At 66.0% G+C, this 11,835-nt stretch carries 10 protein-coding genes; 6 read left to right on the forward strand and 4 right to left on the reverse strand.

Going from position 1 to position 11,835, the window contains the following annotated elements; translation table 11 throughout:
- Window positions 1-66: 66 nt before the first annotated feature.
- The 3 genes from ACQPZ2_RS24140 to ACQPZ2_RS24150 form a co-directional block, all read right to left on the reverse strand.
- The gene (locus ACQPZ2_RS24140) at window positions 67-597 is read right to left on the reverse strand and encodes a hypothetical protein (RefSeq protein WP_433520533.1); all 531 of its coding nucleotides are present in this window, start codon (window positions 595-597) and stop codon (window positions 67-69) included.
- 172 nt (window positions 598-769) lie between these two features.
- Complete coding sequence (gene cobN / locus ACQPZ2_RS24145) at window positions 770-4,384, reverse strand: cobaltochelatase subunit CobN (RefSeq protein WP_433520534.1); 3,615 nt, start codon at window positions 4,382-4,384, stop codon at window positions 770-772.
- A 177-nt stretch (window positions 4,385-4,561) separates the two neighbouring features.
- A complete protein-coding gene (locus ACQPZ2_RS24150) occupies window positions 4,562-5,002 on the reverse strand; it encodes a nuclear transport factor 2 family protein (RefSeq protein ID WP_433520535.1) in 441 nt (146 codons plus the stop codon).
- Between the two features lie 373 nt (window positions 5,003-5,375).
- On the opposite strand from ACQPZ2_RS24150, the gene cobG reads away from it, so the two are divergent.
- Entirely contained in the window at window positions 5,376-6,593 is a 1,218-nt protein-coding gene (gene cobG, locus ACQPZ2_RS24155; protein ID WP_433520536.1) for a precorrin-3B synthase, read from the forward strand.
- Between the two features lie 216 nt (window positions 6,594-6,809).
- Window positions 6,810-7,361 carry a hypothetical protein gene (locus ACQPZ2_RS24160; protein ID WP_433520537.1) on the forward strand — a complete coding sequence of 184 codons (552 nt, stop codon included), beginning with the start codon at window positions 6,810-6,812 and terminating at the stop codon, window positions 7,359-7,361.
- A gap of 16 nt (window positions 7,362-7,377) precedes the next feature.
- On the opposite strand, the gene ddaH is transcribed toward ACQPZ2_RS24160, so the two are convergent.
- Entirely contained in the window at window positions 7,378-8,262 is an 885-nt protein-coding gene (gene ddaH / locus ACQPZ2_RS24165; RefSeq protein ID WP_433527508.1) for a dimethylargininase, read from the reverse strand.
- Window positions 8,263-8,424: 162 nt separating this feature from the next.
- Between ddaH and ACQPZ2_RS24170 the strand changes: the two genes are divergently transcribed.
- From ACQPZ2_RS24170 to ACQPZ2_RS24185, 4 genes are all read left to right on the forward strand, one after another.
- Complete coding sequence (locus ACQPZ2_RS24170) at window positions 8,425-8,862, forward strand: Lrp/AsnC family transcriptional regulator (RefSeq protein ID WP_433520538.1); 438 nt, start codon at window positions 8,425-8,427, stop codon at window positions 8,860-8,862.
- A gap of 106 nt (window positions 8,863-8,968) precedes the next feature.
- Entirely contained in the window at window positions 8,969-9,604 is a 636-nt protein-coding gene (locus tag ACQPZ2_RS24175; RefSeq protein WP_433520539.1) for a precorrin-8X methylmutase, read from the forward strand.
- A complete protein-coding gene (cobJ, locus tag ACQPZ2_RS24180; protein ID WP_433520540.1) occupies window positions 9,601-11,232 on the forward strand; it encodes a precorrin-3B C(17)-methyltransferase in 1,632 nt (543 codons plus the stop codon). Before ACQPZ2_RS24175 ends, cobJ begins: the two co-directional genes overlap by 4 nt.
- Window positions 11,233-11,250: 18 nt before the next feature.
- Window positions 11,251-11,805 (forward strand): dihydrofolate reductase family protein, encoded by a 555-nt coding sequence (locus ACQPZ2_RS24185; RefSeq protein ID WP_433520541.1) that lies wholly within the window; start codon window positions 11,251-11,253, stop codon window positions 11,803-11,805.
- The last annotated feature ends 30 nt before the right edge of the window (window positions 11,806-11,835 follow it).

The following is an 11,835-nucleotide window of genomic DNA, read 5'->3' on the forward strand; positions in this document are numbered from 1 at the left end:
AATTCTACGGATCACCCGGCCGGGATTACCCATTCGAGACTTATTCGAACAGCTCGAATCAACTCATTACTGATTGGCACCGGCGATGCCGCCGATGATTCCCCCGATGACACATCCGGGCAGGAATCCGACGACAAAGAACAGCAGCCCGATCAGCGCACCGACGGCGCATCCGATCAGCACACCGGCGACCGTGGTGCCCGCATCACCGATGAACTGCAACGGGGCCGATTGCGATGCGGGCGCGTTGACCGGCGTCAGCGTCAATGTCGTTGCCGTGGCGTCGACTTCGGGCGCGACCTGCACCTGCTGGCCCGCCACCGTCTGCAGTGTGGTCGGTACGGTGGCAACCACGGAGCCGTCGGGTGCGAGCACCGTGATGCCCGCATCGGGCGTAACGACGAACTTGCCCGCAGCCAGCGTGATGGTGGCATCGGAGCGGTCCGTTGCCACCGCAGCGGTGTATCGGACACCGTGATCAACGCCGTTGAGAACGGTTTCCGACGATACTTCGGGCGAGCCGTAGGCAGTGGCCGCGGTGATGCCTGTCGCGGCAATGGTCAAAACCGTTGTCGCTACCAACTTTTTGATCTTCATTATGATTTCCAATCATCCAGCCGATTCGATCGATGTTCCCGAGAAACGGACATCGGACATCAATCATCATGCGCCCTCGACACACTCGGCGTCGCGGGAATCAGGAAATCGAATTACGCTGCAAGATCAAATAATTGGAAATACCCAAGGAACTGGGGTATTGCTTTTCCGGCTATTCCAGTTCGCCCTCGGTCTCCAGGTAGATCTGGCGCAACCGGTCCAGTGTTGCCTGCTCCGGATGCTCCCACAACTCCCGTTGCGCCGCCTCCAGCAGCCGCTCGGCAATGCCGTGCAGCGCCCACGGGTTGGACTGTTCCATGAACTTGCGGTTCACGTCATCGAAAACATAACTCTCCGCGAGCTTTTCGTACATCCAGTCGGCCACGACATTGGTGGTGGCGTCGTAGCCGAAGAGGTAGTCGACGGTGGCCGCCATTTCGAATGCACCCTTATAGCCGTGGCGGCGCATCGCTTCGAGCCAGCGCGGGTTCACCACTCGGGCTCGGAAGACGCGTGAGGTCTCCTCCGAGAGCGTGCGGGTGCGCACGGCGTCGGGGCGGGTGCTGTCGCCGATGTAGGCCTCGGGATTCTTGCCGGTCAGCGCACGCACGGTGGCGACCATGCCGCCGTGGTACTGGAAGTAGTCGTCGGAGTCGGCGATATCGTGTTCGCGGGTGTCGGTGTTCTTGGCGGCCACCGTGATCCGGCGGTACGCGGTGCGCATATCGTCGGCGGCGGGTGCGCCGTCGAGGTCGCGACCGTAGGCGAAGCCGCCCCATGCGGTGTACACCTGCGCGAGGTCGTCGTCGGTGCGCCAACTCTTGGAGTCGATCAATTGGAGCAGGCCTGCGCCGTAGGTGCCGGGTTTGGAGCCGAAGATGCGGGTGGTGGCGCGGCGCTTGTCGCCGTGTTCGGCGAGGTCGTTCTGGGCGTGGGCGCGAACGTAATTCGACTCGGCGGGTTCGTCGAGGTCTACGACGAGGCGGACCGCGTCATCGAGCAGCGCGAGTACGTGCGGGAAAGCGTCGCGGAAGAAGCCGCTGATACGGACCGTGACGTCGATGCGTGGGCGTCCCAGTTCCGCGAGCGGTATCACCTCCAAGGTGGTGACGCGGCGGCTCGCCTCGTCCCAGACCGGGCGGACGCCCAGCAGCGCAAGGACTTCCGCGATGTCGTCGCCGGAGGTGCGCATGGCGGAGGTGCCCCACACCGACAGCCCGACCGAGCGCGGATACTCACCGTGATCGGCCTTGTACCGATCGAGCAGCGAATCCGCCATGGCCTGCCCGGTCTCCCAGGCCAGTCGGGACGGAACCGCCTTCGGGTCGACCGAGTAGAAGTTTCGACCGGTCGGCAGGACATTGATCAGGCCGCGCAATGGGGATCCGCTGGGCCCCGCAGGGATGAAACCGCCGTTGAGCGCGTGCAGGATTCGGTCGATTTCGATGCCGGTCTGGCGCAGGCGAGGAACGACCTCGGTCGCGGCGAAGCGCAGCACGGTTCGCACCGCGGCAAATGCCGGGGCGGGTCCGTCCAGTGAGTCGACAATTCCGTCGACGGCGTCTACGGACCACTCGGCAGCTTGCAGTGCGGCGAGCAGCCCACGGGCTCGGGTCTCCACCGCGTCGACTCGTTCGCGCACCTCGCTACCGGATTCGTTCAGCCCCAAGGCTTCCCGCAGACCCGGCACATTCCGCTCGCCGCCCCACAGCTGGCGCGCGCGCAGCATGGCCAGGACCAGATCGAGTTCGGTCTCCCCCGTCGGCGCCTGCCCGAGGACATGCAGACCGTCGCGGATCTGCACATCTTTGATCTCGCACAGCCAGCCGTCGACGTGCAGCAGCATATCGTCGAAGACATCCTCTTCAGGACGCTCGGCGAGGCCCAGGTCGTGGTCCATTTCGGCCGCGCGCATGAGCGTCCAGATCTGCTGACGGATCGCGGGCAGTTTGGCCGGATCGAGGGTGGAGATATTGGCGTGTTCGTCGAGCAGCTGTTCCAAACGCGAGATATCGCCATAGCTTTCGGCGCGGGCCATGGGCGGAATGAGGTGGTCGACGAGGGTCGCGTGGGCGCGGCGCTTGGCCTGGGTCCCCTCGCCCGGGTCGTTGACCAGGAACGGATAGATCAGCGGCAGCTCACCGAGCGCGGCGTCGGTGCCGCAGGAGGCGGACATGCCGAGGGTCTTGCCGGGCAGCCATTCCAGATTGCCGTGCTTGCCGAGGTGCACCATGGCGTCGGCGGCGAAACCGTCCGGCGCGGCGATCCATCGATACGCGGCGAGATAATGGTGGCTGGGCGGCAGGTCCGGGTCGTGGTAGATGGCGACCGGGTTCTCGCCGAACCCGCGCGGCGGCTGGACCATCAACACGATATTGCCGAAACGCAATGCGGCGATGACGATTTCGCCCTTGGGATCGGCGGAGCGGTCGACGTAGAGTTCGCCGGGCGGCGGTCCCCACGCCTCGACCACGGCCTCGCGCAGGTCATCGGGCAGGGTGTCGAACCAACTGGTGTACTGGTCGGCGCTGATGCGGATCGGGTTGCCTTCGAGCTGTTCGGCGGTGAGCCAGTCCGGGTCCTGACCGCCCGCGGCGATCAGTGCGTGGATCAGCGCGTCTCCGTCGCGTTCGGTGAGTCCCGGCACCTCGCTCTCGTCGCCGAGATCGTAACCGGCAGTGCGCATCTCGGTGAGCAGCCGGATCGCGCTGGCGGGGGTGTCCAGGCCGACGGCATTGCCGATGCGCGCATGCTTGGTCGGGTAGGCCGACATCATGATGGCGATGCGTCGCCGTTCGGCCGGGATGTGGCGCAACCGTGCGTGCCGGACCGCGATACCGGCGACCCGGGCCGCACGCTCGGGATCCGGCACATAGGTGGACAGTCCGTCGGCGTCGAATTCCTTGAAGGAGAACGGAACCGTGATGATGCGGCCGTCGAATTCCGGGACGGCCACCTGGGTGGCGACATCCAGCGGAGAGAGTCCGTCGTCGTTGGCCTCCCATTGGGCGCGGCCGCTGGTGAGGCACAGGCCCTGCAGGATGGGCACATCGAGTTCGGCGAGGGCGGCGACATCCCATGCCTCGTCGTCGCCACCGGCCGATGCGTTCGCTGGCTTGGTGCCGCCCGCCGCGAGCACGGTTACCACCAGTGCGTCCGCGATGCGCAAGGTGTCGAGGAGTTCCGGCTCGGCGGTGCGCAGGGACGCGCAGTACAGCGGCAGGGCCTTCGCGCCCGCGTTTTCGATTGCCGTGCAGAGAGCATCGATGTAGGCGGTGTTTCCGGCGAGATGCTGTGCGCGGTAATAGATTACGGCCACAGTCGGCGGGTGCTCGGCAGTTGCGCCCGGATCAGTGCCCGGCGTGCGCTCCAACTCGCCCCAACTCGGCAGTTGCACCGGTGGCTCGAAGCCGTGGCCGGTGAGCAGCACCGTATCCGAGAGGAAGTTGTGCAGCTGACGGAGATTTTCCGCACCGCCGGCGGCGAGGTAGTTGTGCGCGTCGGCGGCCACACCACCCGGCACCGTCGAGCATTCCATCAGCTCGGCATCGGGTGCGATCTCACCGCCGAGCGCCACCATCGGCACCCCGCTCGCGCGCACGGCCGCGAGCCCGTCCTCCCAGGCGCGCTTGCCCCCGAGGATCCGCACGATCACCAGATCCACGCCGTCGAGCAGCGCGGGGAGGTCGTCGACCAACAACCGAGCCGGATTCCCCCACCGATATTCCGCACCGCTCGCACGCGCGCTCAACAGATCGGTGTCGGATGTCGACAGCAGCAAAATCACAGGTGGCAGCCTTCCTCGGGTGACGCGCCCATCGGTTACGGTGCTCGCCGGAGAGGGTCTGGCTTTCGACAGTGGCGCGACCGCACCGGAGTTCCACCGGTTTCCTCATCGCCCGCCGAGCAACCAGATGCTAGCCCGCCGCCTTGCACCGCTTGCCGACAGGTGAGTGCCCGGCGCTCAGGTCAGGTCGGCGTTTCCGTCGATCACCTTCAGGTGGTAGTGGAATTTGTCGACGCGCCAGCCCGCGGCGGTGCGTTCGGCGCCGATGCTGTAGCTGCCGACGAAGGTGCGCGTCTTGCCGTGGGACGCATCGTTCTTCACGTGCACCGCGATGGCGTCGGCGTGCATTTCGGCGTGGTCGCCCTGCAGGTCGACCAGGAAGTTGCCCGCCTGGTGGTGGACGCCGTCGAGGGCTTCGAGGCCCGTGCGCCAATCACCGACGATATCGGCCGCGGGCCGCACCGCCACCTCGCCACCGAAGCCACCGTCGAAGTCGACCTTCGGTGTGAACACCTCCGCGAGAAGGTCATCCCAGCGCTTCTGATCGGTGTAGACGAACATCCTGGTGACAACATCGATGATCGCGAGTCGATCGGCAACAGTGGAGATTTCGCTCATTCCGCCAACCTTAGTGGCGGGCCGGGATCTACGCCGACTGGTCGGTCGCTATTGTCCGGCTGCGCCCGAGCGTTAGTGCGAAGTACCGGAGATCGGCGCCGTCTTGGCTGTGCGTTGCCAGGCTCGGAAGTCTGACAGTGCATGGCCATTTGCCCGCTCACATGATCAAGCCGCGATCCAGCGCTGGACACAGCTCCCAAGTGCGACGGTCACGACCGAGCGGGCGTAGCGCCGATTGCGCGGGATTGGCGACGAGGCGCTCGCGCAGTGAAGCGTCACTGTCGTCGCCGGATTTCGCGACTGGTCCTGTCGGCGGTCACGCGTTGCAGCCGTCGCTTATTGCGCGGCGGCGGGGTCGTAGGCTGGACGGGTCATGACGCGTACGAATCCCGATTCCTGCCCCGGCGTGCTGCGGCTGCATCAGGCGGCCGATGGCCCGTTGGCTCGGATCCGGCTGCCCGGTGGGCGGCTGGAGCCGGGGCAGTTGCAGGTTTTGGCCGAGGCCGCCGCCGAACTCGGCGATGGGAATATCGAGCTGACCTCGCGGGGCAATGTGCAGTTGCGGCAGGTGCCTGATGCGGCCGCGCTGAGTGAGCGGCTGGCGGGTGCCGGGCTGTTGCCGAGCGATACGCACGAGCGGGTGCGCAATATTGTCGCGTCACCGCTGTCGGGTCGGATCGGTGGCTGGGCGGATGTCCATGCGCTCGTTCCGCCCCTCGACACAGGTTTGCGCACCGCTCCGCGGTTGGCCGAGCTGCCCGGCCGCGTGCTGTTCACCCTCGACGACGGTCGCGGCGATATCAGCGGCCTCGGTGGCGATATCGGCGTACACGCGACGGGCGCAGCGGAATTCGCGCTCGTGCTGGCCGGTGGCGACTCCGGCATCCGAGTATCCGCGGCCGACGCGGTCCAGGTGATGCTGGCCGCCGCGCACGCCTTCCTCGATCTCGGCTCGGGTCAGTGGCGGCTGCGCGAAGTCGATGACGGTGTGCCGCGAGTCATCGATGTCCTCGGCCTGTCACCCGGCCCCGAACGCCTGGAATTCGGTGCCGCCCATGACATTCCGATCGGCTGGCTCGAGCAGGACAATGGCCTGGTCAGCCTCGGCGCGGCCGTTCGCCTCGGCTCCATGCCCGCCCGCATCGCCGAATTCATCGCCGCGATCGAACGCCCCATCTTCATCACCCCCTGGCGCAGCCTGGTAATAACCGATCTAGAGGAATGGCCCGCCGAACAGGTCGTCCGTGTATTAGCCCCCATGGGCCTGATCTTCGACGCCAACTCTCCTTGGCTCCAGGTCAGCGCCTGCGCGGGCCGACCCGGCTGCGCGAAGGCGCTCACCGACGTCCGCGCAGACGCCGCAGCCGCCGTCGAATCCGGTCGCGTACTGCCCCCCACCGACCAGCCCGCCGCAGAGAGCAACACCAGCGGCCGCGCAACAGGACCCGGCCCGACCATCGAACTCCGCACAGCCGACGAAGTCGCGGTCGCCGACCGCCAACACTGGTCCGGCTGCGAACGCCGCTGCGGCCGCCCCCGCGGCCAGGTCACCGACATCGTCGCCACCGAAAACGGTTACCGCATCGGCTGACATCTGCCCAGCGAGCCATCGCAGGGAATCCCGACGCACCATAACCGCGCCGCCGTCCGCAGACCGACGATCCGGTGCCGCGGTGGTTTGCTATCTGCCGAATGCGACGGGAAATGACTGTGGCATGTGCGTCGCACATGGCCCAGTTGATCTGGTTCTCGAGCACGGCGCGTGGCACGGTGAGGTCAGCGGTTGACTCGTGGGAGGAGTATTCCTATGACGGTCGGGCGGATCGGTGATGCCGAGATCGACGCGATGTCGGCGCAGGAGCGGCTGGAGTTGATCCGGCGGTTGCAGTTGCCGCCGGAGCGGGTGCTGCCGCGCCCGGAGGTGGTGCGGATTCATCGGCGGGTGCGGTTGACGCTGATGGTGGGCGGGTCGATCGCGCTGATTCCGTGGATCGTGTATCTCGCGGTGTCGCTGCCGCCCGATTATCAAGCCCGTAATTGGACGCTGACCTGGGTCGGATTCGACATACTGCTGGTCATCATGATGGCGACGACCGCCTATCTGGGCTGGCAGCGCAAGCAACTGCTCATGTTGCCCGCATTCGGCACCGGCCTGCTGCTGCTCGTGGACGCCTGGTTCGACATCACGACCGCCAACTCTCGCGACGTCTGGGTCTCCATCGCCGTCGCCTGCGTCGCCGAAATCCCTCTCGCCCTACTACAGATCAGCGGCGCACTCCTGCTGTTCAAGTTCGTTGCCGAAGTCCATCCGTTGGCCGAACCGGGCGTCAGCGGTTTGCGCACCGAACTCCCGTTCTGACAGCGGTGCCCGGGCCTTACGAAGCAACCGCGGTCGGCGCACTCCGCGGATCCTCGTGAATCTCCAAGGTGCAGCACTTCACGCCACCACCGGCCTTCAACAACTCCGACAGATCGATGCCCACCGGGTTGTACCCTTGCGCACGCAACTCCGAAGCCAGGTTGTCGGCGCGACTGCTGATGAAGACATTCAGCCCGTCGGAGACACCGTTCAGCCCCAGAACCACCGCATCGGCATCGGTGGCGAGGATCGCGTCCGGATAGAGCTCAGCCAGTATCGCCTGACTCGCGGCGCTGAAGGCGGGGGCGAAATACGCGACGTTCGAGTCATCGAGGGCCATCAGCGCCGTATCCAGGTGATAGAAACGTGGATCGACCAGTTCGAGCGAGACCACCGGCAGATCGAAGTACCGCTCGACCTCACGGTGCGCGGCAATCGAACTCCGGAATCCGGTCGCGGCCAGCATGCGCTCCCCGACGAGCAGGAAATCGCCTTCGCCCTCATTGGTTTCCTGCGCCCCGACCAACTCCACCAGCCCCAACTGCGCGAACCAGCGGTGATACGCCGGGCCTTCCGCGGCCCGCTCGGCATGGGTGAACCGCGCCGACATCGCGCGATCACCCACGATCAGGCCACTGTTCGCGGCGAAAACCATATCGGGCAGACCCGGCTCCCCCGGCACCACGTCGATGCGATGGCCGTAGTGCTCGAACGTCGCGCGCAGCGTCTCCCACTGCGATAGCGCGAGCGCCCGATCGACGGGTTCCTGTGGATCCATCCACGGATTGATCGAGTAGCAGACGTCGAAGTGATCTGGACAGCACATCACGAACTGACGTGGCAGGCCCTTTCGAGCGACCTGCGAGCAGTCGCTAGCGGACGACTGCCGCGCGGGCTCGATACGGAGGGTGGCTACAGAGGTCAACGTGTCTCCCGGAGGTAGGCGCGGATCATTCCACTGACACGAAGGTAATTCGCCTAGTATTGCGCCAGAAACAACGATTCATTGCGTGTGATCGACTGAATTCAGCGAATCATTGCGCTGATCGAGAGTAGGTGTGGCGTGGACGACATCGACCGGCAGATTCTGGCGCATTTGCTGAAATCGGCGCGCGCCTCGTTCCAGGAAATCGGCGCGCGGGTCGGATTGTCCGCACCCGCGGTCAAGCGCCGCGTCGACAAGATGGTCGCCAGCCGCCAGATCACCGGCTTCACCGCACTGGTCAATCCCGCCGCACTCGGCTGGACCACCGAGGCCTACGTCGAGGTCTACTACCGCGACAACATCACCCCCGCCGAACTGCGCCGCAGCCTCGAACCGATCCCCCAGGTAGTCGGCGTCTGGACCATCGCAGGCGAAGCCGACGCCCTGGTCCACGTCATGGCAACAGACATGGCCGAAATCGAATCCACCGTAGAACGCATCCGCGAAAACACCCGAGTAGGCCGCACCCGCAGCTCCATAGTCATGTCCCGAATCCTCGAACGCCCCCGCACCTGATCCGCTGAGAATGCGTTCAGATAGATGCCCTCTCGATGTTTGCCGCCACCCTCGCATTCTCGACCCGCGGCGGGCGTGCGGGAGGGGGGCTCATATGGTGGTGCGCATGTCCGATGTTCGTGCTGGTTATGTGACTGATGGGGCCGAGATTTATCGGCGGTCGTTCGCGATGATTCGGGCGGAGGCGGATCTGAGTGGGTTTCCGCAGGATGTGGCGCAGGTCGTGGTGCGGATGATCCATGGGTGCGGGCAGGTGGATCTGGCCGGGGACGTGGCGTTTTCGCCCGGTGTGGTGGCGGCGGCGCGGGGCGCGCTGCGGGCGGGGGCTCCTATTCTCTGTGATGCGCAGATGGTCGCGTCCGGCGTGACGCGCAAGCGGTTGCCCGCGGACAATCACGTGATCTGCGCCCTCGCCGATCCAGGGGTGCCGGAACTGGCTGCGGCGATGGGCAATACACGGTCGGCCGCGGCGCTGGAGTTGTGGCGCGATCGCCTCGAGGGCGCGGTGGTCGCCATCGGTAACGCGCCGACCGCACTGTTCCATCTGCTCGACATGATCGATGCGGGTGCGCCGCGGCCCGCCGCCATTCTGGGCATTCCGGTCGGCTTCGTGGGCGCTGCCGAATCCAAGGACGCGCTGATCGAATTCGGCGGGGTCGAATATCTGACGGTGCGTGGGCGGCGCGGTGGCAGCGCCATCACCGCGTCGGCACTGAATGCGATTGCGAGCGAACAGGAATGAGCAACGGCAAGTTGTGGGGTGTCGGACTCGGCCCTGGTGATCCGGAGCTGGTGACGGTGAAGGCGGCGCGGGTGATCGCCGAGGCCGATGTCATCGCCTTCCACAGCGCACGCCACGGCCGCAGCATCTCGCGTGGCATCGCCGCTCCGTACATGCGCGCGGGCCAACTCGAGGAACACCTGATCTATCCGGTGACCACCGAGACGACCGACCACCCCGGCGGCTATCAGGGCGCCATCGACGAGTTCTACGAACAGGCCGCCGAACGCCTGGCAATTCATCTGGCGGCGGGCCGGTCCGTCGCACTGCTCGCCGCGGGCGATCCGCTCTTCTACAGCTCGTACATGCATATGCACCGCCGGTTGGCCGACCGGTTCGAGGCCGAGATCATCCCCGGCATCACCTCCGTGAGCGCGGCCTCGGCCGCCCTCGGCACCCCGCTCGTCGAGGGTGAGCAGGTACTGACCGTCCTGCCCGGCACCATGCCCACCGACGAACTCACCCGCCGCCTCCGCGATACCGACGCCGCCGCCATCATGAAGCTCGGCCGCACCTATCCCGGTGTGCGCCAAGCCCTCTCGGACTCCGGCCGCCTCGCCGACGCCTACTACATCGAACGCGCGAGCAGCACCCGCCAGCGCGTACTCGCCGCCGACGACGTCGACGATGCGGATGTACCGTACTTCGCCATCACCCTCGTTCCGGGCCCGCAGCCGACAACCCCACTGCCACTGACGAATTCGGAGCAGGGGCGGTCGCAGACGATCGGCGCGCAGGGTGCTACCGAGCCCTCCAGGTCAGCGCCCGAGGCTGCGGGCAGCGAATCCCGCACTGCGCAGACAGTTCCTTTCGACAGCTCGCGAGTCGAGGAAACCTCGAGCAATTTCGGTGAAGTCGTGGTGGTCGGGCTCGGCCCGGGCTCACCCGACTGGACCACACCCGAAGTCGAACGCGCACTCGCCGAGGCCACTGATCTGATCGGCTACACGACCTACATCAATCGGGTGCCGTCGCGTCCCGGGCAGCGCAGGCATGCCAGCGATAACCGGGTGGAATCCGAACGTGCCGCCATGGCATTGGATCTCGCGAAACAGGGGGCGAAGGTGGTTGTCGTGTCCTCGGGCGATCCCGGGGTCTTCGCGATGGCGGCTGCGGTACTGGAGGAGTCCGCCGATCCGCAGTGGCAAGGGGTGCCGGTGCGGGTGCTGCCCGGGCTCACCGCGGCCAATGCGGTCGCCAGCCGGGTCGGCGCGCCGCTCGGCCACGACTACGCGATGATTTCGCTCTCGGACCGGCTGAAGCCGTGGGAGATTGTCACGCAACGACTTTCGGCGGTCGCGGCGGCCGATATGGCGATCGCGATCTACAATCCCGCCTCCAGCCGGCGCACCTGGCAGGTCGCGGCGATGCGTGACGTACTGCTCGAGCATCGCAAGCCCGATACCCCGGTGGTGCTCGGTCGCGATGTCGGCGGACCCACCGAATCCGTCCGTGTGGTCACCCTCGCCGAGCTCGAGCCGGCCGAGGTCGATATGCGCACGCTGCTGATCATCGGTGCCTCCACCACCGCCGTAATCGAGTCCGAACAGGGCACCAAGGTTTACACTTCGCGCCGCTACCAGAGTTGATTTTGGAAAGGCAACCCGATGCGCAAGCTCAAACTCCAGGTGCAGACCACCATCGACGGCTACATGTCCGGCCCGAACGGTGAGATGGACTGGATGACATTCCAGTGGTCCGATGACCTCGCCGCCCGCGTCACCGCCATTACCGCCGAATTCGACACCATCGTGCTCGGCCGCAAACTCGCCGAAGGCTTCATTCCGCACTGGGCCGCCAAGCCGGAACACGAGCCCCAGGTGGCCATCGACAAGATGAACAACACCCCCAAGGTCGTGATCTCCAACAGCCTCACCGAATCGCCCTGGGAGAACACCGTCGTATCGGGCGGCGACCTCGCCGAGACCATCAACAACCTCAAGGCCCAGCCTGGGGACGACATCATCGTCTACGGCGGCGGCACCCTCGTCGCGAATCTGATCGCCGAGGACCTCATCGACGACCTGCACCTGTTCGTCAACCCGACCGCGATCGGCGCGGGCTTGCCGGTCTTCCGTGGCACTACCCGGCTCGACCTCGTCGCCGCAACCGGATTCGAGTGCGGGGTGACCGAGCTGCACTACCGGCCGAAGAGCGCCTGACCGCAGCCTCGTGGGGGATGCCGATCGGCA

The sequence above is a fragment of the Nocardia pseudovaccinii genome (assembly GCF_050942345.1).
Taxonomy (GTDB): domain Bacteria; phylum Actinomycetota; class Actinomycetes; order Mycobacteriales; family Mycobacteriaceae; genus Nocardia; species Nocardia pseudovaccinii.

Coding starts and splice junctions, on each gene's coding strand:
- ACQPZ2_RS24140 (WP_433520533.1), bottom strand. CDS start 597: ATGAAGATCAAAAAGTTGGTAGCGACAACGGTTTTGACCATTGCCGCG.
- ACQPZ2_RS24150 (WP_433520535.1), bottom strand. CDS start 5,002: ATGAGCGAAATCTCCACTGTTGCCGATCGACTCGCGATCATCGATGTT.
- cobG (WP_433520536.1), top strand. CDS start 5,376: ATGACGCGTACGAATCCCGATTCCTGCCCCGGCGTGCTGCGGCTGCAT.
- ACQPZ2_RS24160 (WP_433520537.1), top strand. CDS start 6,810: ATGACGGTCGGGCGGATCGGTGATGCCGAGATCGACGCGATGTCGGCG.
- ACQPZ2_RS24175 (WP_433520539.1), top strand. CDS start 8,969: ATGTCCGATGTTCGTGCTGGTTATGTGACTGATGGGGCCGAGATTTAT.
- cobJ (WP_433520540.1), top strand. CDS start 9,601: ATGAGCAACGGCAAGTTGTGGGGTGTCGGACTCGGCCCTGGTGATCCG.
- ACQPZ2_RS24185 (WP_433520541.1), top strand. CDS start 11,251: ATGCGCAAGCTCAAACTCCAGGTGCAGACCACCATCGACGGCTACATG.